Annotated in this window: 18 protein-coding genes and 1 pseudogene; 13 read left to right on the forward strand and 6 right to left on the reverse strand. The window is 71.1% G+C overall.

Translation table 11 applies throughout. The features are described 5' to 3' along the window. Position 1 precedes the first annotated feature (1 nt). The 5 genes from ACPEH0_RS13785 (at position 2) to ACPEH0_RS13805 (ending at position 5,807) form a co-directional block, all read left to right on the forward strand. A complete protein-coding gene (locus ACPEH0_RS13785; RefSeq protein ID WP_366214411.1) occupies positions 2 to 979 on the forward strand; it encodes a glycosyltransferase family 2 protein in 978 nt (325 codons plus the stop codon). Beyond that, positions 976 to 2,328 (forward strand): polysialyltransferase family glycosyltransferase, encoded by a 1,353-nt coding sequence (locus tag ACPEH0_RS13790; RefSeq protein WP_366214410.1) that lies wholly within the window; start codon positions 976 to 978, stop codon positions 2,326 to 2,328. Before ACPEH0_RS13785 ends, ACPEH0_RS13790 begins: the two co-directional genes overlap by 4 nt. Position 2,329: 1 nt before the next feature. After that, positions 2,330 to 3,493 (forward strand): acylneuraminate cytidylyltransferase, encoded by a 1,164-nt coding sequence (locus ACPEH0_RS13795; RefSeq protein ID WP_366214409.1) that lies wholly within the window; start codon positions 2,330 to 2,332, stop codon positions 3,491 to 3,493. Between the two features lie 104 nt (positions 3,494 to 3,597). Continuing rightward, positions 3,598 to 4,470: an N-acetylneuraminate synthase family protein gene (locus ACPEH0_RS13800; RefSeq protein ID WP_217528854.1), complete on the forward strand. Its 873-nt coding sequence runs from the start codon at positions 3,598 to 3,600 to the stop codon at positions 4,468 to 4,470. After that, on the forward strand, positions 4,467 to 5,807 hold the full coding sequence (locus ACPEH0_RS13805) for a DUF6716 putative glycosyltransferase (protein WP_366214408.1): 1,341 nt from the start codon (positions 4,467 to 4,469) through the stop codon (positions 5,805 to 5,807). Before ACPEH0_RS13800 ends, ACPEH0_RS13805 begins: the two co-directional genes overlap by 4 nt. 77 nt (positions 5,808 to 5,884) lie before the next feature. Here ACPEH0_RS13805 and ACPEH0_RS13810 read toward each other — a convergent pair. Then, positions 5,885 to 6,634 (reverse strand): annotated as a pseudogene (locus ACPEH0_RS13810) (LysR substrate-binding domain-containing protein); the annotation flags it as partial. 60 nt (positions 6,635 to 6,694) lie between these two features. Here ACPEH0_RS13810 and ACPEH0_RS13815 point away from each other — a divergent pair. Together ACPEH0_RS13815 and ACPEH0_RS13820 are read left to right on the forward strand one after the other, a co-directional pair. Further along, positions 6,695 to 8,077, forward strand: a complete 1,383-nt coding sequence (locus ACPEH0_RS13815; RefSeq protein ID WP_366214407.1) for an MFS transporter — start codon at positions 6,695 to 6,697, stop codon at positions 8,075 to 8,077. Next, a complete protein-coding gene (locus tag ACPEH0_RS13820; RefSeq protein ID WP_366214406.1) occupies positions 8,074 to 8,820 on the forward strand; it encodes a 3-hydroxybutyrate dehydrogenase in 747 nt (248 codons plus the stop codon). The genes ACPEH0_RS13815 and ACPEH0_RS13820 overlap by 4 nt, the downstream gene beginning before the upstream one ends. 88 nt (positions 8,821 to 8,908) lie before the next feature. Here ACPEH0_RS13820 and ACPEH0_RS13825 read toward each other — a convergent pair whose 3' ends face one another. The 3 genes from ACPEH0_RS13825 to ACPEH0_RS13835 all read right to left on the reverse strand — a co-directional run bounded on the left by ACPEH0_RS13825 (position 8,909) and on the right by ACPEH0_RS13835 (position 11,551). After that, on the reverse strand, positions 8,909 to 10,027 hold the full coding sequence (locus ACPEH0_RS13825) for a hypothetical protein (RefSeq protein ID WP_366214405.1): 1,119 nt from the start codon (positions 10,025 to 10,027) through the stop codon (positions 8,909 to 8,911). Further along, positions 10,024 to 11,004, reverse strand: a complete 981-nt coding sequence (locus tag ACPEH0_RS13830; protein WP_366214404.1) for a hypothetical protein — start codon at positions 11,002 to 11,004, stop codon at positions 10,024 to 10,026. Before ACPEH0_RS13830 ends, ACPEH0_RS13825 begins: the two co-directional genes overlap by 4 nt. Before the next feature lie 91 nt (positions 11,005 to 11,095). Then, positions 11,096 to 11,551: a VOC family protein gene (locus tag ACPEH0_RS13835; protein ID WP_366214402.1), complete on the reverse strand. Its 456-nt coding sequence runs from the start codon at positions 11,549 to 11,551 to the stop codon at positions 11,096 to 11,098. A 90-nt stretch (positions 11,552 to 11,641) separates the two neighbouring features. Between ACPEH0_RS13835 and ACPEH0_RS13840 the strand changes: the two genes are divergently transcribed. From ACPEH0_RS13840 to rplI, 5 genes are all read left to right on the forward strand, one after another. Then, the gene (locus ACPEH0_RS13840) at positions 11,642 to 12,589 is read left to right on the forward strand and encodes a helix-turn-helix transcriptional regulator (RefSeq protein WP_366214401.1); all 948 of its coding nucleotides are present in this window, start codon (positions 11,642 to 11,644) and stop codon (positions 12,587 to 12,589) included. 112 nt (positions 12,590 to 12,701) lie between these two features. Then, positions 12,702 to 13,067, forward strand: a complete 366-nt coding sequence (rpsF, locus tag ACPEH0_RS13845; protein WP_269454691.1) for a 30S ribosomal protein S6 — start codon at positions 12,702 to 12,704, stop codon at positions 13,065 to 13,067. Between the two features lie 5 nt (positions 13,068 to 13,072). Continuing rightward, a complete protein-coding gene (locus ACPEH0_RS13850; protein WP_064002776.1) occupies positions 13,073 to 13,594 on the forward strand; it encodes a single-stranded DNA-binding protein in 522 nt (173 codons plus the stop codon). A 53-nt stretch (positions 13,595 to 13,647) separates the two neighbouring features. Continuing rightward, positions 13,648 to 13,902 (forward strand): 30S ribosomal protein S18, encoded by a 255-nt coding sequence (gene rpsR / locus ACPEH0_RS13855; protein WP_005054609.1) that lies wholly within the window; start codon positions 13,648 to 13,650, stop codon positions 13,900 to 13,902. A gap of 11 nt (positions 13,903 to 13,913) precedes the next feature. Beyond that, a complete protein-coding gene (gene rplI / locus ACPEH0_RS13860) occupies positions 13,914 to 14,366 on the forward strand; it encodes a 50S ribosomal protein L9 (RefSeq protein ID WP_064002775.1) in 453 nt (150 codons plus the stop codon). 229 nt (positions 14,367 to 14,595) lie between these two features. Here the strand turns inward: rplI and ACPEH0_RS13865 are convergent, their stop codons facing one another. After that, positions 14,596 to 16,335 carry a chaplin family protein gene (locus tag ACPEH0_RS13865; RefSeq protein ID WP_366214400.1) on the reverse strand — a complete coding sequence of 580 codons (1,740 nt, stop codon included), beginning with the start codon at positions 16,333 to 16,335 and terminating at the stop codon, positions 14,596 to 14,598. Between the two features lie 97 nt (positions 16,336 to 16,432). After that, entirely contained in the window at positions 16,433 to 17,551 is a 1,119-nt protein-coding gene (locus ACPEH0_RS13870; RefSeq protein ID WP_366214399.1) for a hypothetical protein, read from the reverse strand. A gap of 440 nt (positions 17,552 to 17,991) precedes the next feature. Between ACPEH0_RS13870 and dnaB the strand changes: the two genes are divergently transcribed. Further along, positions 17,992 to 19,362: a replicative DNA helicase gene (dnaB, locus tag ACPEH0_RS13875; RefSeq protein ID WP_064002773.1), complete on the forward strand. Its 1,371-nt coding sequence runs from the start codon at positions 17,992 to 17,994 to the stop codon at positions 19,360 to 19,362. Positions 19,363 to 19,533 lie beyond the last annotated feature (171 nt).

Consider the following 19,533-nt stretch of genomic DNA (forward strand, 5'->3'; position numbering starts at 1 on the left):
GGTGTCCTCCCCGATCGTGACCGTCATCCTGCCGGCGAAAGACGCCGGTCCGTACATCGGCACGACCGTCACGACGCTCGGACGCCAGTTCGAGGACCCGGGCCGCCTGCGCCTCGTGGTCATCGACGACGGCTCGACGGACGACACCCGCGCGCAGGTGCAGCACTTCGCCCGCGAGATGCCCCACGTCGAGATCATCTCGAACGCGCAGCCCGTCGGCCTCGCGGCCGCGCGCAACCAGGGACTCGACCTCGTCGACACCGAGTTCTTCTGCTTCGTCGACGGTGACGACTGGATGCACCCGGACCGCCTCGAGAGCCTCGTCGGCTCGATGCGCCGGCTGGAATGCGACTTCGTCCGCACCGACCATGTCACCGACACCGACGGGCGTCGACGTCTGATGCGGGCACCGCACGGGCGCCGAGGCCGGGTCGTGTCGCCGCGCGACGCCATCATGCCGGCCGACGAGACGACGATGGTCGACTACCCCTATGCCTGGGCGGGCATGTTCCACCGGCGCGTGCTGGATCAGGGTCTCGCGCACTTCGAGCCGGGCCTGTTCACGGCGGAGGACCGCCCGTGGATCTGGCGCCTGCACCTGCGCGCGGAATCGTTCGCGGTCGTGGACGCCCCCGCGATCCTGTACCGCCGCGGCGTCACCACCTCGCTCACCCAGGTGCTCGACCGTCGCCAGCTCGACTTCCTCCCCGCCTTCGCGGAGGCGATCCGCGTCGTCGAGGCCGACGACGAGGCGGACCGCTTCCTCCCGAAGATCGCGACCACGACCATGTCGGTGTGCGCCTACCACCTGTTCCGCGCCCGCGCGATGTCGACCGCCGACCGCACGGCGCTGCGCACCGGCATCCGTGACCTGCTGCGCGCCATCCCGGCCGAGCAGATCGACCCGGCGCTGTCGCGGCTGTCGGACCGCCGTCGCCGCATCCTTGCGCGCCTCGTGCGCGAGGTGCGCACCGCATGACGCAGATCTTCGTCCTCAACTCCGCGTACGGTCTCATGACCGCTGTCGCGGCGATGGATGCCGGGGCCATCCCGGCATCCCCGTCGGGGCGCATCCTCGTCGCCGTGAACGCGGCGATCATCCCCGAAGCCGCCCCGGGCATCGGGGACGCCGCGCACCTGGCCACCCTCCGCGCGCGGTTCGACCGCGTCGTCGACCTGAACGAGCTGCTCGCCCCCGAGCGCCCGCCGCATTGGCGCGTGACCGCGAATGCGGCTCCCGTCCTCGAGCGCCTCCTGCGTGAGGCCTGGGGGATCGGCGACGCGGCCGTCGAGCTGTTCCTGCAGAGCCCGCAGGTTGCGCCGTCGCGGGTGTTCATCGACGTGTTCGCCGGTGCCGACGTGTCGATCGTCGGCGACGGCCTCATGACGTACTCGCCGATCCGCAACCGCTGGCCGCACACCGTCGCGAGCCGGGTCACCGCCGTCGTCTACGCCGACACCGTGCCCGGGGTCGAGCCGCTGCTGTTCCCCGCCGCCGATCGCGTGCCGGTGCCGCCCGCCGCCCTCCGCGCGGTCGTCGACGAGGTCGCCGCCGCGACGGACCACCCCGAGATCGATGCGCTCGTGCAGCTCGATCGTCCGGCCCTCGTGCTCGGGCAGTACCTCTCGGCGCTGAAACTCATCTCGGCCGACGAGGAGCTGCGGATGCAGTGCGACATGATCGACCGCGCGCTCGAGTGGCGCCCGGGCTCGATCGTGTTCAAGCCGCACCCGTCGTCGGCCCCCGCCCTCATCGACGACCTCGCGGCGCACGCCGCCGCGCGCGGGGTGAGCTTCACCGTCTTCCGCGGCGGCACCCCCGCCGAGGTCCTCGCCGTGCGGCTGCCGTTCGTCGGCGCGGTCGCCGGCTTCTCGACGGCCCTGCCCACGCTGCAGGCGCTGACCGGCCTGCCCATCGGCGCCGTCGGCACCGATCTGCTGCTGCAGCGACTCACCCCGTTCGAGAACGGCAACCGCATCCCGGTCACGATCATCGACGCGCTCACCCGTCCGGACTCGCCCTACCCGGGAGAGCGGATGCAGCTGCTCGTCGATGCCGTCGGGTACGCCATGCAGCCGGTCATCGCCGCGCACCTGCGGCCGCGCGCCGAGGAGTTCCTTGCGTCAGCGCCCGCCGCCGAGCGTTCCCGGTATTTCGCCCGCGCGCGCCTGACCTCGCTCGCGCTGCCCGGCGGCGGCACGCCCGGCCTGTTCTCGCGTGCGCTCGGGCAGCGCGACGGCGCGAGTCGCATCACCGAGGTGCAGCTCGCGCTCCGCGGCGCGCGGCGCCGGGGGAAGCGGGCCTGGAAGGCCCTGCGAGGAGGATGACGTGACACCGAGCACCGCCCAGACGATCGCGATCATCCCCGCCCGCGGCGGGTCGAAAGGCGTGCCGGGCAAGAACGTCGCTCGCGTCGGCGGCATCCCGCTCGTCGCGCGCGCCGTCCGTGCCGCGCTGACCTCCGGCGCGATCGACCTCGTCGTCGTCTCGACCGACGACGCCGCAATCGCCGACGCCGCGCGCGCCGCCGGGGCGCGCGTCGTCGACCGCCCCGCCGACATCTCCGGCGACCAGGCCAGCTCCGAGAGCGCGCTGCTGCACGCCCTCGACACCCTCGCGGCCGAGGGGATCACCCCCCGGGTGACGGCGTTCCTGCAGGCGACGAGCCCCTTCATCCCCGCCGCCGCCCTCGGTGAGGCGGTGGCGCTCGTGCGGGGCGGTCGCGCCGACAGCGTGTTCTCGGCGCGGGAGAGCTACGAGTTCGTCTGGCGGAGGGATGCCGCCGGTGCGGCATCCGCTCTCGGTCACGACGCCGCACACCGACCGCGCCGGCAGGACCGCGACCCGCACTACGTCGAGACGGGGGCGTTCTACGTCTTCACGACCGACGGGTTCCGGGAGGCCCGGCACCGCTTCTTCGGCCGGACGGAGATCGTCGAGGTCCCCGAGGAGACCGCGATCGAGGTCGACGACCCGGCGCAACTGCGCACGGCGCAGACCCTCGCGCACCTGCTCGAGCCCGCCGAACCGCTTGCCGCGCGGGTCGTCGTGACCGACTTCGACGGCGTCCACACCGACGACTCCGCCTGGGTGGATGCCGCCGGCACCGAGCACGTGCGCGTCAGCCGCTCCGACGGCATGGGGGTCGCGCTGCTCCGGCGGGCCGGGGTGCCGGTGCTGATCCTGTCGACCGAGCAGAACGCGGTCGTCCGCGCCCGCGCCGAGAAGCTGCAGGTCGAGGTGATCCACGGCGTCGACGACAAGGCGACCGTGCTGCGGCAGTGGGCGACCGACCGCGGCATCGACCTCGCCGAGACGGCCTATCTCGGCAACGACGTCAACGACCTGCCGGCGATGGCTCTCGTCGGCTGGCCCGTCGCCGTCGCCGACGCCCGGCCCGAGGTCGTCGCCGCCGCGCGCGTCGTGCTGACGCGCCCCGGCGGCGCCGGAGCGGTGCGCGAACTGGCCGACCGCGTCCTCGCCGCACGCTGACGCACCCACCCGACAGCCAGTCGTCCGGTCCTCGCCACCCGGGATTCATCCGTCATTCACGGTCGGAACCGACGCTGAGGGGAGTAACGACGAAAGGACTCGCCATGACGGTGACCATCGGAAACCACGTACTCGGCGGCGGACACCCCGTGTACGTCATCGCCGAGATCGGCCTCAACCACAATGGCGACGTCGAGCTCGCCAAGCGTCTGATCGACGTCGCCGCCGACGCCGGCGCGAACGCGGTCAAGTTCCAAAAGCGCACCCCCGAGATCGCGACGCCCGCACACATGCGCGACACGCTCCGCGAGACCCCGTGGGGCACGATGACCTACCTCGAGTACCGCTACCGCGTCGAGTTCGACCGCGACCAGTACATCGAGATCGGCGACCACGCCACGATGCGCGGCCTCGACTGGTTCGCCTCGCCGTGGGACGTCCCGAGCGTCGAGTTCCTCGAGGACCTCGGCGTCGTCGCCCACAAGGTCGCCTCGGCGAGCCTCACCGACATCGAGCTGCTCGAGGCGCTGCGCGCCACCGGCAAGCCGGTCATCCTCTCGACGGGCATGTCGACGATCGAGCAGATCGACCGCGCGCTCGAGGTGCTCGGCACCGACCGCACGGTGCTCATGCACGCGACGTCGACCTACCCGATGGAGCCCGAGGAGGCGAACATCAAGATGATCGCCTCGCTCCGCGACCGCTACGCCGGCATCCCCGTCGGGTACTCCGGTCACGAGCGCGGCCTGCAGATCTCCCTCGCCGCCGTCGCCCTCGGCGCGGTCGCCGTCGAACGCCACATCACCCTCGACCGCACGATGTGGGGCTCCGACCACGCCGCCTCGCTCGAGCCGACCGGTCTCGAGCACCTCGTCCGCGACATCCGCGTCATCGAGACGGCTCTCGGCGACGGGGTGAAGCGCATCTACGAGGGTGAGCTCGCCCCCATGGCGAAGCTGCGCCGCGTCCCGGCATGACCATGCGCGGTGACCGTCCGGGACGCCTGCGCGTCGTCGCGATCGCCGACGCCGACTCCTTCGTGAAGTGGTCGGCGGCGCTCATCGACTCCGCGCCGTCGGTGGACCCCCACCTGCTGCTCGTGAAGACGCCGCTCACGGTGAGCGTGGCGCAGGAGCATGCGGCGTTGGCGGGCACCGGCATCCGTCCCGAGGCGGTCACCCGCCTGGCCTGCGACGACATCGCGGCCTGGCTCGCGAAGGACCGGCCCGACGTCGTCGTCATCGGCGGCCGCGGCCCGTTCGTGCGGCTCGTGATGCGGCAGATCGACCGCGTCGCGCCGCGGCCCGTCGTGGTGTCGGGGCTGCCCGGCATCTCGATCCCCGCCCAGCGCGGCGCCGCGATGTACCGCAAGCACTGCGACCTCATGATCGTGCACTCGCAGCGCGAGCGACGGGCGTTCCGGCACCTGGCCCAGCGCCTCGGCCTCGAGCTGCGCCTGGGGCTCGCGACCCTGCCGTTCGCGCGTCCGGCGCGTCCGTCCGGGGGCGGCACCGACCTCGTCTTCGCGGCGCAGGCGATCGTCCCGCGCGAGCCCGCCGACCGGGTCGCGATCGCGGGCATCCTGCGGGCCGCGGCCATGGCCGACCCGTCGCGGCGCGTCGTCGTGAAGCTGCGCTCCCGCCCCGAGCTCGGCGAGACCGAGACGCACTACGAGCGCACCGAGCTGACCGAACTGCTGCGGGACCGGCCCGACAACCTCGTCTTCTCGCACGAGCCGATGGCGCAGGCGCTCGCGAACGCCGAGGGGCTCGTGACGGTCAGCTCGACGGCGGCGATCGAGGCCATGGCGATGGGCGTCCCCGTCATCGCCCTCGACACCTTCGGCGTCTCGAAGACCCACCTCAACACCGTGTTCAACGGCAGCGGCGTGCAGGGCAGTGCCGAGGACGTGATCGCCCGCCGGTTCCGCCACCCGAACGCGCAGTGGCTCGCCGACAACTACTTCCACGCGCCCGAGCAGTCGACCTGGTGGTCCGACGTCGAGCAGCTCGTCTCGCTGCGCCGGCGCGGCCTGCTGCCGCCGCGGTTCGTCCCGACGGCCCGCGGGGGCGCGCTGCACGAGGCGTGGCAGCGAAAGGCCGTGCTCGGCCGCGAGGACCGCTCGCTCACGGGAGCCGTCGCGCTCGCCGTCGGCGCACCGCTCGTCTGGGGCATCCTCACCGCGCGCAAGGTGCTCGGCCGTCGCGGCGCGGGCAGCTGGTTCGACGACCAGACCGACATCACCGTCACCCCGGCCCGGTACCAGGACCCGATCGTCCGGCCCCGCCGCGCCGCGCTCGTCGCGATCGACTGACGGGGCGCCGGGGCTTCCCCTGTCGCAACACGCCGTGCGCGGCTGCAGGTTGTGACAGGGGAGGAGAACGCCGCGCGTCAGCGGCGCCCGGCGAGCATCGCGGCGGCGGCCGCGGTCTCGTCGCGCAGCGCGTCCGCGAGGGCGGCGACCGCCGGGATCCGCAGCGACTCGGGCCGCACGATCATCCAGTACGGCAGCCGCTCGTCGAACTGATCGGGCAGCAGCCGCACGAGGTCGTCGTGCCGGTCGGCGACGAAGCACGGCAGCAGCCCGATGCCCGCCCCCGCCCGCGTCGCCTCGACGTGCACGAACACGTTCGTCGAGCTCAGTCCGTCGCGCATCTCGGGTACGAGGCGCCGCGGCAGGTCGAGGGCGTCGACCTGCAGGATCGCGTCGACGAAGTAGACGAGCGGATGCCGCATGAGCTCGGCGGCGTCGCGCGGCATCCCCTCCCGTTCCAGATAGGCACGCGAGGCGTACATCCCGAGCGTGTACGCGCCGAGCTCGACGCCCTGCGCGCGCCGGGATTGCGGGGCGCCGACGACCACCTCGATGTCGAGGCCGGGACGGTGCGCGGCGGCCCGCCGGGTCGCGGTGACGATCTCGACGCTCAGGCGCGGGTGCTGCCGGCGCAGCCGCGCGACGGCGGGGGCGGCGATGAAGGCGCTGAACCCGTCCGTCGCCGACATGCGCACGACACCCGCGATCGGGTCGTGGTCCTCGCCGGCGCCGGAGAGCTGCGTCAGCGCGGACTCGATCCGTCCCGCGGTGTCGACCGCCTGGCGGCCGAGCGCCGTGAGCTCCCAGCCGCCGCCCGACTGCGCGACCGCGTCCCGCGTCAGAGCAGACCACCCCGGATGTCATCGACGACATCGATCGGAGAGACCATGTCAGCCCCCACCCGCGCCGCCGACCCCGCGGCATCCCCCACCCCGTCCGGCCTGCGCCGCGTCGTCGCCGCCTCGATGGCCGGCACCGTCGTCGAGTGGTACGAGTTCTTCCTCTACGCCACCGCCGCGAGCCTCGTGTTCGGCACCTACTTCTTCCCGCAGACCGGATCGTCGCTCGACGGGATCATCGCCGCCTTCGTCACCTACGCGGTCGGCTTCATCGCGCGGCCGCTCGGCGGCGTCGTGTTCGGCCAGATCGGCGACCGCTTCGGCCGCAAGCCCACCCTGCAGGCGACGATCATCATCGTCGGCGTCGCCACCTTCCTGATGGGCTGCCTGCCCGGCTTCGTCGAGATCGGGTACTGGGCCCCCGCGCTGCTGGTCGCGCTGCGCTTCCTGCAGGGCTTCGCGGTCGGCGGCGAGTGGGGCGGTGCCGTGCTCCTCGTCGCCGAGCAGAGCCCGAACCGGTCGCGCGCGTTCTGGTCGAGCTGGCCGCAGGCCGCCGTGCCCGTCGGCAACCTGCTCGCGACGCTCGTGCTGCTCATCACCTCGTGGGTGCTGAGCTCCGAGGACTTCCTCGGCTGGGGATGGCGCATCGCGTTCTGGCTGTCGGCCGTCATCGTCCTCGTCGGTTTCTACATCCGCCGTCACGTCGAGGAGGCGCCGATCTTCCTCGAGGCCAAGGCGCAGGTCGAGGCCGAGAAGGCGGTCTCGTACGGCGTCGTCGAGGTGCTGCGTCGCTACCCGGTCGGCGTGCTGCAGGCCATGGGCGTGCGGTTCGCGGAGAACATCGTCTACTACATCGTCGTCAGCTTCTCGATCGTCTACCTGAAGACCGTCCACGAGTACGACACCAGCCAGCTGCTGCTCGCCCTGCTCATCGCGCACGTCGTGCACTTCCTCGTGATTCCGCAGGTGGGGCGCCTCGCCGACCGGTTCGGCCGCCGGCCCGTCGCCCTGACGGGCGCGATCCTCAGCGCGACGTGGGCGTTCTTCGCCTTCCCGCTGTTCGACACGCTCAACCCCGTGCTCATCGTGCTCGCCGTGACCGTTGGCTTGACGTTCCACGCGTTCCTGTACGCGCCGCAGCCGGCGATCATGGCCGAGCTGTTCCCGACCCGCATGCGCTACTCCGGCGTCTCGCTCGGCGCGCAGGTGACGGCGATCGCCGCCGGCTCGCTCGCCCCGATCCTGGCGACCCAGTGGCTGCGGGACTTCGGCTCGTGGACCCCGGTCTCGATCTACATCGCGATCGCCTGCCTCATCACCGGGACCACGATCGTCCTCATGCGCGAGACGAAGGGTGCCTCACTGCAGGCGATCGACGACGCGGATGCCGCCCGTACAGCCGAACTGCTCCGCGAGAAGGAGCGGGCATGACCGACCTCACCGGCCGGACCGCCCTGGTCACGGGTGGCGCGAGCGGCATCGGGTCGGCGTGCGCCTCGGCGCTCGCCGCCGCCGGTGCCCGGGTGACGGTCGCGGACGTCGACGCCGACGGCGCGCAGCGGGTCGCTGCCGCCGTCGGCGGCGAGGCGTGGGCCGTGGACCTGAGCGACACGGCGGTCCTCGCCGACCTGCGGCTGGACGTCGACATCCTCGTGAACAACGCCGGCATCCAGCACGTCCGCCCGATCGAGGAGTTCGAGCCCGAGCGCTTCTCGTTCATGATGCGCCTCATGCTCGAGGCGCCGTTCCTGCTCATCCGCGCGGCGCTGCCCGCCATGTACGAGCGCGGGTTCGGCCGCATCCTGAACATGTCGAGCGTGCACGGACTCGTGGCATCCCCCTACAAGTCGGCCTACGTCGCCGCGAAGCACGGTCTCGAGGGACTGTCGAAGGCGACCGCCCTCGAGGGCGGTGCGCACGGGGTGACGAGCAACTGCATCAACCCCGGGTACGTGCGCTCGCCGTTGGTCGAGAAGCAGATCGCCGACCAGGCGAAGCTGCACGGCATCGGCGAGGACGAGGTGCTGTCGCAGGTGCTGCTCGCCGAGGCCGCGGTCAAGCGCCTCGTCGAACCCGAGGAGGTCGCCGCCCTCGCGGTCTGGCTCGCGGGGCCGGATGCCGGCATGGTCAGCGGCGCGAGCTACACGATGGACGGCGGCTGGTCCGCCCGCTGAGCCCCCCGCCTTCCCCTGTCACAACACGCCGCGCGCGGCTGCTGTTTGTGACAGGGGAAGGGGGGATGCCGCGGCGCGGCGCGCCGGGTCAGCGGAAGATCGCGTCGAGCAGGCCGCTCTGCATCGCGAAGACGCCGAGGACGAAGAGCCCGCCGATGATGATGGCGGGCCACGAGACGCCGCCCTTCAGGCGTCGGCCCTGCGCGGCGACCCCCGGCGGCGGCCGCAGCGTCCCGAGCGGCGGGGCGAACGGCAGCGAGTCGGCCGTCGCGCCCGGCACGGCCGCGGTCTGCGTGAGTCGGTCGTCGCGCCAGCGTTCCCACTGGGCGAGCTTGTCGAGCAGGGCGCCGACGGCCGAGAACAGCCACGCCCAGGTGTTCGGGTCGAGGGTGGACAGGTCGCGCTTGGCGTAGAGGAACAGCCAGTCGTCCACGATCTCGACGTCGAGCTGCGCGGCGTGGTCGATGAAGCGCGCCATGATGTCGGGCGTGAAGAGGTAGAGCGCGTCCTGCTCGTACCCCTGCGGGGAGTAGAGCGCGAAGTGCTCGTCGAAGTCGCCTTCGAGGCTGAGTCGCTGGTCCTTGTCGAACGCCTGCGGCAGGTTCGAGCCGAAGAGCCCGTTGTTGCCGGTCGCGTCGAGCACGATGTGCGGCAGCGGCGTCGCCAGCCGGATCGCGACGTACCCCCAGCGGTGGGTCGTCTGGTTCTTGCCCGACCCGGTCGTGTAGCGGTAGTTCGCGAACTCCACGAACCGCGGCCTCTCGCCCCGCAGGATGTCGGTCGACTTGCGGGAGTGCCCGTGCGAGAAGATCATGCCCGGCAGAGGCGGAGCGGATGCCTCGGCGTACCACGTCAGCCCGTTCGCCCGCGCGAACCGCTCGAGGCGGTAGATCCGCTCGTGCGATCCCTTGAGCCCGCGGATGATGAGCGAGACGACACCGATCGCGAAGATCGAGATGACGAGGATGAACCCGAAGGCGAGCGGGTTGCGGTTCGCTCCGCTGAGGGAGCTCGTCAGCACCTCGACGAAGATGCTGACGACGAAGAACCCCACGAACAGGAACACTGCGACCACGACGACGATCACCCACACACCTCCGCCGGAGGGGAGCCGACCGGCGGCGAGCAGCTCCTTGCGGTGGGCGGAGACGGCCGCACGGTCGACCGGCTCGGTGAGCGGGGTCGGGTCGAAGGTCGATGTGCTCATCGGTTCACCTCGTCGGAGTCGGACGTCAGGGCGGAGCCTTCGGGGATCTCGAGTGCTTCGAGATCGGATGCCGCGACCAGGGCGGCGATCAGTTCGCGGGAGCCGCCGATCACCGTCGAGTCGTAATCGACCTCGGAGACGAGCACCCACGCACGATCCGCCGGCCAGACCATGCTCGGGCTGAGCGCCGACGGCTCGAAGCCGTGCTCCTCTGCCGGCCGGTCGCGCCAGGGCACGTCGAGGAACCAGTCCGGTCGGGCGAGCTCGCTGACGCCGCCGCGGAAGAGGACGTGTCCCCGGTCCGGGAGCTCGAGCCGAGGACTCTCGGAGATCTCCCGCGACAGGATGCCCTCCTGCCAGGTCTTCCGACGGAAGACGTTGTTCCACGCGTCCTTCACGCTCGTCCCGAGCATCTGGTTGTGATGGGCGAGCACCGGGTCGGCAGGGTCCCCCATCTGGAAGAACGCGCGGGACGGCCCCTCGCCCATGTGCCCGAGCAGCGCCCCGTGTCCCTCCCAGAGCGCGACGACGCCGTCGTCCGGAGTGGTCGTGTGCTGCGCGAGGATCGACGCGATCGCGGCGAGCAGCTCGGGCAGGAGCTGCCCGCTCTCGGGGGGATCGACCCAACGCCCGTCGGGCGTGACGAGCGTGCCGCCCGTGTCCTCCTGTTGCGTCAGGCTCGACCACTGGGCGGTGGGGTGGAACACGGTGCCGAAGATCCCCGCCGCCTCACGCCACGTGAGGTCCCGTGTGACGAGGCGTTCGCTCACGCGGAGGTGCTCGTCGGCCGTGACCGCCACCCACTCCTCGATCGTGGGCAGCCGCTCACCCGGGAGCTCGGTGACGGATGCCGGATGGAACACCCGCGCGTACGCCTCGAACCCGCGCGGCACGACGTCGTGCATCGTCCAGGTCCACGGGTCGTCGATGCGCTCGCGCAGCCAGTCGCCGGCCGAGACGTCCGCGGTCCACTCCATGACGGCCACGGTACCGGCCGGTCGCTCCCGGGAACGGGACGGATGCGGCGGGGCACCGGCATCCGTCCCGTTCGCCGTCAGGCGACCCGGCTCACGCGGTGCGCACGTCGACGACCCAGGTCACGCCGAAGCGGTCGGTGAGCATGCCGAACCCTGCGCTCCATGCCGACGCGGCGAGCGGTTCGACGATGGTCGCGCCCTCGGCGAGGGCGTCCCAGCGTGCGGTGACCTCGTCGAGCGTGTCGCCCTGCAGCGAGACGAAGAAGGCGCGGTCGGTGATCGTCATCCCGTTCTCGCGGTGCGTCGTGCCCGCGATCGCCTCGGCGCCGGCGGCGGGCCCCGGGACGTCGTACGCCATGAGGCGGAATCCGTCCGCCGCGACGAGGATGCCGAAGACGACCGTGTCGGCGCCGGGTGCGTCGGCGGGCATCCCGAGGTCGGCGTAGGTGGTCACCATCGCCTGGCCGTCGAAGACGCGGGCGTAGAACTCGAGGGCCTCGCGCGCGGTGCCGCGGAAGTTGAGGTGGGTCGTGGTGGTGAGGGTCATGGTCGTCCTTTGCTGAGTGGCTGTCTGCCTGCGGCGACTCTCCTCCGCGTAGAGGACCGTTCCTGTCCGCTTCTCGACGAGGATGGGGACATGTCCTCGCCCTCGCACCGGATGCTGAACCTGCTGTCGGTCCTGCAGTCCCGGCGCGACTGGGCGGGGCAGGAGCTCGCCGACCGCCTCGGGGTGACCGTGCGCACCGTGCGACGCGACGTCGACCGGCTGCGCGAACTCGGCTACGCGATCACGGCGGTCAAGGGCCCGTACGGCGGGTACCGCCTCGCGCCCGGCGAGGAGCTGCCGCCGCTCCTGTTCGACGACGAGCAGGCGGTGGCGATCGCGGTCGCGTTGCAGTCGGCATCCGGAGTCGACATCGCGGATGCCGCGGCCCGGGCCCTCGCCACGATGCGGCAGGTCATGCCGTCGCACCTGCGCCACCGCATCGACGGCATCCGGTTCGAGGCGGACGCGGCGGGCGCGCAGGCGGCGCCGACGGTCGTGGCGGCGGTGAGCGCCGCGGCCCGCGATCACCGCACCCTCCGCATCGAGTACCGCGACGACGGCCGCGCCCGGCCGATCGAGCCGCACGCCGTCGTCGTGCGCGACGGGCGCTGGTACGTCGTCGCGTGGGACGGGGATGCCGCGGGCTGGCGCATCCTGCGGCTCGACCGCGTGCGGCTCCGGCAGGGCGGCGGCGTCCCGTTCGAGCCGCGCGAGATCCCCACGGGCGATGCACGCACCTATCTCGCCGCGAGGTTCAAGGGTTCCGACGAGCAGGACCGATGGCCCGTGACCGCCGACCTGATCCTGTCGACGCCCGCGCAGCGGGTCGTGCCGTTCCTGGGCGACGCGGAGCTCGAAGACCTCGGCGACGGCCGCAGTCGCGTGCGCGTCGGATCCTGGTCGTGGGCGGGAGCGCTCGCGTGGGCGCTGCGCTTCGACGTCCCGTTCGAGGTCGTGGGGCCACCCGAGCTCGCCGACGCCGCCGGGGCGCTGGGGCGTCGACTGAGCGATTCCGCGGCGGGGCCGGGCATCCGCTAGACTGTTGTGGTTGTCCGTCTGCGCTCATGCGCGGAATCATCGGACACGTGCATCAACCCTCCTGATGCCGGGAAACGCCCGGCATCCGTTCTAGTCCGAAGGAGGTGGGTTAGTGACGCACATCCACCAGTACGAACTCATGGTGATTCTCGACCCCGAGGTCGACGAGCGCCAGGTTGCTCCCAAGCTCGACGGGTTCCTGAAGGTCATCACCGCTGATGGTGGCTCGATCGACAACGTCGACGTGTGGGGCAAGCGCCGTCTCGCCTACGAGATCCAGAAGAAGACCGAGGGCATCTACGCCGTCGTCAACTTCACCGCCACGAGCGAGGCCACGCAGGAGCTCGACCGTCAGCTCAAGCTGAACGAGCAGATCATGCGTACCAAGGTCCTCCGCGCCGAGGAGGCGATCGCTCAGGTCGCCGCCGAGAAGGAGCGCGCTGAGGCCAAGGCCGCCCGCAAGGCAGCGAAGGCTTAAGGCTCATGGCCGGCGAGACCATCATCACGGTCGTGGGTAACCTCACGGCGGACCCCGAGCTGCGCTACACGCAGAACGGCCTCCCCGTCGCGAACTTCACGATCGCATCGACGCCGCGCAGCTTCGACCGTCAAGCCAACGAGTGGAAGGACGGCGAAGCGCTGTTCATGCGCGCGTCGGTCTGGCGCGAGTTCGCTGAGCACGTCGCAGGCTCGCTCACCAAGGGCATGCGGGTCGTCGCGACCGGCCGCCTGAAGCAGCGCTCCTACCAGGACCGCGAAGGCAACAACCGCACGGCGATCGAGCTGGAGGTCGACGAGATCGGCCCCTCGCTCCGCTACGCCACGGCTCAGGTCACCCGCGCCGCCTCCAACGGCGGCGGTAACGGTGGCGGCGGCTTCGGCGGCGGTCAGCAGCAGTCGCGTCCGCAGGTGCAGCAGGACGAGCCTTGGGCCACGCCCGGGTCCTCGGCTCCTGACGCCTGGAGCGCGCCCGGGACGAGCTACGGCGACGACACCCCGTTCTGATTCGAATTGCGGATGCCGCGGGTCGCGGCATCCATCTCTCTTAAGGAAGACACATGGCTGGAAAGGCAACCGGCGATCGCCGCAAGCCGCGGAAGGGCGCGAAGAACGCCGCTCCCGCGAAGGCGATCCGCGTCGGCGTCATCGACTACAAGGACGTCGCGACGCTTCGCAAGTTCATCTCGGAGCGTGGGAAGATCCGCGCCCGTCGTATCACCGGAGTCTCGGTGCAGGAGCAGCGTCTGATCGCCAAGGCGATCAAGAACGCCCGTGAAATGGCGCTCCTGCCCTACGCCGGCGCTGGCCGGTAAGGAGTACCGACATGGCAAAGCTGATTCTCACGAACGAGGTCGCCGGGCTCGGTAGCGCCGGCGACGTCATCGAGGTCAAGAACGGGTACGCCCGCAACTACCTCATCCCCCAGGGCTTCGCTGTGGCCTGGACCCGCGGTGGCGAGAAGCAGGTGGCGTCGATCCGCGCCGCTCGCGAGTCCCGCGCGATCCACGACCACGAAGAGGCCGTGGCGCTCAAGAACACGCTCGAGTCGAACACGGTCAAGCTGACCGTCAAGGCCGGCGCTGAGGGCCGCCTGTTCGGTTCGGTCAAGACCGCCGACGTGGCCGACGCCGTCAAGGCCGCCGGTCTGGGCGACCTCGACAAGCGCAAGATCCACATCACCTCGCCGATCAAGGCCGTGGGCGAGCACGAGGCGACCGTTCGCCTCGGCGACGAGCTCACCGCCGTGATCACCCTGCAGGTGGTCGCCGCCAAGTAATCCTGGCGCGCGGTTCGGATGCCGCGGTCCCTTCCCTCACGGGTCGGGACCGCGGCATCCGTCGTTTCCGGGGGCCGTGCGATGTGTCGCGGATGCAATGGATCTCGGCCGACACGCCGGTGGTGGGGGTGGGGACCCGGCGTGTCACGCAGGATCCATGCATCCGCGAGGGGGTGGACGGATGCCGCGGGTGGGGGCCCGTGGCATCCGCCCTTCTGGGGGGAGTCGGTCAGACGGTGCGGCGACGCAGCGTGAGCAGCGCACCGCCGGCGAGCAGGGTGATCGCGGCCAGGGGCAGCCACGGGGTCGCGACGCCTCCCGTCTGAGCCAGCGCCTGCGGCGTCTCGCCACCGCTGGCCCGGGTGACCATCGGGGCGGGGGTGCCGCCGGGGATCTGACCGTCCGTGCCGTCACCGGGGACCGTGGGCTCGACCGGCGTGGTGGGGTCGGTCGGGTCCGTCGGGTTCACCGGCGTGGTGGGGTCGGTCGGGTCCGTGGGGTCGACCGGGGTGGTCGGGTCCGTCGGGTCGACCGGGGTGGCCGGGTCCGTGGGGTCGACCGGGGTGGTCGGGTCCGTGGGGTCGACCGGAGTGGTCGGGTCCGTGGGGTCCGTCGGGACGACCGGGTCCGTGGGGTCCGTCGGGTCGACCGGGGTGGTCGGGTCCGTGGGGTCGACCGGGTCCGTGGGGTCCGTGGGGTCGACCGGGTCGGTCGGGTCGGTCGGGTCGGTCGGGTCCGTCGGGGTGCCGGGGTCGGTCACCTCGCTGTCGCCGATGACCGAGACGGCGGTGTCACCGATGGTGATCGGGATGCCGATGGGCAGCACGACCTGCGTACCGCTTCCGACACCGCCCTCACCGGAGGTGACGGGGCCCGTTGACGTGCCGGGTGCGGGTGCTGCGGGGGCCGCGGCATCCGTACCCTCCGTCGTGCTGTCACCGATGACCGAGACCGCGGTGTCGCCGACGGTCACGGGGATCGTGATGGGCGCGACGACCTGGGTGCCCGAGCCGATACCGTCCGAACCGCCCGTGGTGGGCGCTCCGGTCGAGCCGCCCGAGACCGGCGCGGCCGGACCCGACGAGCTCTCGCTCGCGCTGTCACCGATGACCGAGACCGCGGCGTCGTCCACGGTCACGGGGACCGTGATGGGGGCCACGACCTGCGTGCCGGAGCCGATGCCGTCGGTGCCGTCGGTCGAGGGCGCGCCGGTGGTTCCGGTGGCCGGTGCGGTGGGCGCGGCGACGTCGGTGCTGTCGCTCGTGCTGTCACCGATGACCGAGACCGCCGTGTCGCCGATGGTGACCGGCACGGTGATCGGCGCGACCACCTGCGAGCCCGAGAGGATGCCGTCCGAACCACCCGTGGTCGGCGCTGCGGTCGAACCGCTCGGCGCCGGGGCGGCCGGGGTGGCGGCATCCGTCGACTCGGTGGTGCTGTCGCCGACGACCGAGACCGCGGTGTCGTCCACGGTCACGGGGACCGTGATGGGGGCGACGACCTGGGTGCCCGAGCCGACGCCGTCGGTTCCGTCGGTGGACGGGGCGTCGGCGGGCTCGGCGGGTGCGGGTGCCGGCGCGGCGGGCGCGGCATCCGTCGACTCGGTGGTGCTGTCGCCGATGACCGAGACCGCGGTGTCGTCCACCGTGATCGGGACGTTGACGTCGACCAGCGCCTGCGACCCCGAGGCGGCGCCGTCGGCACCGCTCGTGGACCCGGACGAGGTCTCGCGCGGCTGAGCCGGCTCGGCCTCGTCGTCGGACGAGCTGGACGAGTCGCCGATCACCGAGACGGCGGTGTCGCCGACGGTGATCGGGATGTCGACGTTCAGCAGGGCCTGGGTGCCCGAAAGCAGCCCGTCCTCGCCGGACGTCGTCGGTTCTGCGGCCTGTGCGGCCGCCGCGCCGAAGAGCGTGATGCCCCCGGCCACGAGCGTGCCCAGCAGGACACGCGACAACGTGGAGTTCATTTCATCTCTCCTCAAAGATCGACAGGGAATAGGCGCCGGAGCGCCGGCACGCAGAGCGTGCGGATGCATGCCGCGAGAAAGCGCGGCGCGATCCCCGTCAGTCGGGAGAGACGTCGGTGTCGAAGAAGGGCGCGGGAAGGCGCTGCTCATCGGTCGGGCGACCCCGTCGTGCCCAGGCACGGTGCGCGACGGGGAACCCGAGCGGGAGCAGGGCGAACAGCCCGGCAGCCCCTCCGGAGGATGCGGAAGACAGAGAACCCGACTCGCTCAGCGGCGCCGAGGGCGCGGGTGCAGGGGGGCCTGCGAGATCGAGCGGATGCGGCGCCGCGACAGCCGCGCCGAAGTCGGCGGGAGCCTGCGCGACGGCGCGGGAGAAGAGCTGGGCGACCTGCGTCGGGGTGCCCGACGACGCCTCCGTCGGAGCGGTCGCGGGCCGGTTCACGAGCGCACCGGTGGGAGCGTCGACGACCGGCATCGACACGGCCGGCTCGACGACGGGCACGGTGGGCGCGGTCGGAACCGGAAGGCCCGGCACAGGTCCCGTGGAGGGCACGTCGACGGGGAGGCTCGGAAGCTCGATGTCGGGTGTCACGGCATCCACCACGGGCGAGACGACCTCGACGATCGGCGGGATCACGGGCGAGACGGCGTCGACGACGGGGTCGGTCACCGGGCTGACCGCGTCGACGATGGGCGGGACGACGGCCTCGACGACCTCGTCCGTGACGGGGGTCACCACCTCGACGACGGGTTCGAGGACAGCATCGGTGACGGGCTTCACAGCCTCGGTGACGGGCTTGATGACCTTGTCCGTGACGGGCTTGATGACCTTGTCGGCGACCGGCTTGACGACCTTGTCGGTGACCGGCGCGACGACCTTGTCGGTGACGGGCTTGATGACCTTGTCCGTGACGGGCTTCGCGACCTTCTCCACGACCGGCGCGACGACCTTTTCGGCGGTCGGCTTGACCGCCTTCTCGGTCACGGGCTTCGCGACCTTCTGCGTGACGGGGGTCACCACCTTGTCGACGACAGGCTCGGTGACGTCTTCGACGATCTTGGTCACCCCGCTGAGGAGTCCCTCGTCCGTGCGGTCGGACGCGCGGGCATCCGGTGCGATCAGCACGGTGACGATCGCGGCCCAGATCACGGCGATCCCGAGCCCGATCGCACAGAGGAGACCGAGGCGGGTGAACGCGCGTAGCGTCGTGTGCACAGGTCACCTCCACGATGGAAACATCGGGACGCATGCCGAGAAGGCCGCGTCTGCGGGGTGCCTGGACCCCATAAAGTACGCCGTTCCTGTGAGCTTGGCAAGAGGTTCCGAGGGTTTGGGAAGACCGCCGGGAAGGCCCGACTTTCTCATTTGACAAACGGGCGATTCTGCACATGGGGTGGGGATAACGCTGAACCTTCAAGCGCCACTTGAGGTCGGTTATCCATCCACAGCCTGTGGGAAGCACAAGCCCAGATCAAAAGGACATTCGGCGGTGTGGAACGATGTGTTTTCGCAGGTTTTCCACAGGCACTCTGCACAGGGTGGTCGGCGTTTCCCGCACGTTCTCCACACAGTTATCCACAGGCTGGTTTGCGTGTGTCGGAGCCCCTCCCTAGCGTGTGCGAGGGCCTTCCAGCGGGCCCGGAAGAGGGGCATGGATGTCGATCGCGGATCTGTCGGACGACCGAATCGGCGGCTCCCGCGGCCCCGAGCGGACTCCGCCGCACGACATGCTCGCGGAGCAGAGCACCCTCGGCGGAATGCTGCTCTCGGGTGACGCGGTCGCCGACGTCATCGAGGCGCTCCGCGGAACCGACTTCTACGTCCCGAAGCACGAGCTGATCTTCGAGGCCGTCCTCTCCCTCTACTCGCACGGCGAGCCGACCGACGTCGTCGCGGTCACCGACGAGCTCATCAAAACAGGCGATCTGCAGCGTGCCGGCGGGGCGGACTACCTGCACTCGCTGACGTCCATCGTCCCGACGGCGGCCAACGCCGCCTACTACGCGTCGATCGTCCGCGAGCGGGCGCTGCTGCGTCGGCTCGTCGAGGCCGGCACCCGCATCGTGCAGATGGGCTACAACGGGCAGGGCGAGGCGCTCGACCTCGTCAACAACGCCCAGGCCGAGATCTACTCGGTCACCGGTGCCGAGCAGTCCGAGGACTACGTCCCCCTGCAGGTCGCTGTCGACGCCGCCGTCGAGGAGATCGAGGCCGCTCGCGGTCGCGACGGTCAGATGACCGGCATCCCGACCGGGTTCGCCGGGCTCGACCAGCTCACCAACGGTCTGCACGGCGGACAGATGATCGTCGTCGCGGCGCGTCCCGCAATGGGTAAGTCGACGCTCGCGCTCGACTTCGCCCGCGCAGCCGCCATCAAGCACAACCGCCCGACCGTGTTCTTCTCGCTCGAGATGGGGCGCAGCGAGATCGCGATGCGCCTCATGAGCGCCGAGGGCTCGGTGCCGCTGCAGAGCATGCGCAAGGGCATGCTCGACAGCCGCGACTGGACGACGATCGCCTCGACCCGCGGCCGCATCAACGACGCGCCCCTTTACATCGACGACAGCCCGAACATGACGCTCGTCGAGATCCGCGCGAAGTGCCGCAAGCTCAAGCAGCGCGTCGGGCTCGAGATGGTCGTCATCGACTACCTGCAGCTCATGACGAGCGGTAAGCGCGTCGAGTCGCGTCAGCAGGAGGTCTCGGAGTTCTCGCGTGCGCTGAAGCTCCTCGCGAAGGAACTGCAGGTCCCGGTCATCGCCCTGTCGCAGCTGAACCGTGGTCCCGAGCAGCGTGCCGACAAGAAGCCCGCGATCAGCGACCTGCGTGAGTCGGGCTCGATCGAGCAGGATGCCGACATGGTGATCCTGCTGCACCGCGAGGCCGCGTACGAGAAGGACAGCCCCCGCGCCGGCGAAGCCGACCTCATCGTCGCGAAGCACCGTAACGGCCCGACCGACACTGTCGTCGTCGCCTTCCAGGGACACTTCTCGCGCTTCACCGACATGGCCGTCGGGATGGACTGAGCTGTCGGATCCCGATGAACCTCGCGTAAACGCGCTTCCGGCTGTAGCCCCGCTCAACTCGGCACCTCTGCATCTTGCTGCCGATGCCCTGCGCGTACGACTCCCATGTGGCAGGGGAGCGCACACTGCTGGGCATCTCTCAAAGCTGACGATTAGGCCACCTCGGCATGG

Source organism: Microbacterium sp. NPDC079356 (assembly GCF_049545465.1).
In the GTDB taxonomy this organism is placed as follows: Bacteria; Actinomycetota; Actinomycetes; order Actinomycetales; family Microbacteriaceae; genus Microbacterium; species Microbacterium gawkjiense.

Bases quoted from the DNA above. Each gene is read 5' to 3' on its own strand.
- ACPEH0_RS13790 (WP_366214410.1), top strand. From the start codon at position 976: ATGACGCAGATCTTCGTCCTCAACTCCGCGTACGGTCTCATGACCGCT.
- ACPEH0_RS13800 (WP_217528854.1), top strand. From the start codon at position 3,598: ATGACGGTGACCATCGGAAACCACGTACTCGGCGGCGGACACCCCGTG.
- ACPEH0_RS13805 (WP_366214408.1), top strand. From the start codon at position 4,467: ATGACCATGCGCGGTGACCGTCCGGGACGCCTGCGCGTCGTCGCGATC.
- ACPEH0_RS13815 (WP_366214407.1), top strand. From the start codon at position 6,695: ATGTCAGCCCCCACCCGCGCCGCCGACCCCGCGGCATCCCCCACCCCG.
- ACPEH0_RS13820 (WP_366214406.1), top strand. From the start codon at position 8,074: ATGACCGACCTCACCGGCCGGACCGCCCTGGTCACGGGTGGCGCGAGC.
- ACPEH0_RS13825 (WP_366214405.1), bottom strand. From the start codon at position 10,027: ATGAGCACATCGACCTTCGACCCGACCCCGCTCACCGAGCCGGTCGAC.
- ACPEH0_RS13830 (WP_366214404.1), bottom strand. From the start codon at position 11,004: ATGGAGTGGACCGCGGACGTCTCGGCCGGCGACTGGCTGCGCGAGCGC.
- ACPEH0_RS13835 (WP_366214402.1), bottom strand. From the start codon at position 11,551: ATGACCCTCACCACCACGACCCACCTCAACTTCCGCGGCACCGCGCGC.
- ACPEH0_RS13840 (WP_366214401.1), top strand. From the start codon at position 11,642: ATGTCCTCGCCCTCGCACCGGATGCTGAACCTGCTGTCGGTCCTGCAG.
- ACPEH0_RS13850 (WP_064002776.1), top strand. From the start codon at position 13,073: ATGGCCGGCGAGACCATCATCACGGTCGTGGGTAACCTCACGGCGGAC.
- rpsR (WP_005054609.1), top strand. From the start codon at position 13,648: ATGGCTGGAAAGGCAACCGGCGATCGCCGCAAGCCGCGGAAGGGCGCG.
- rplI (WP_064002775.1), top strand. From the start codon at position 13,914: ATGGCAAAGCTGATTCTCACGAACGAGGTCGCCGGGCTCGGTAGCGCC.
- ACPEH0_RS13865 (WP_366214400.1), bottom strand. From the start codon at position 16,335: ATGAACTCCACGTTGTCGCGTGTCCTGCTGGGCACGCTCGTGGCCGGG.
- dnaB (WP_064002773.1), top strand. From the start codon at position 17,992: ATGTCGATCGCGGATCTGTCGGACGACCGAATCGGCGGCTCCCGCGGC.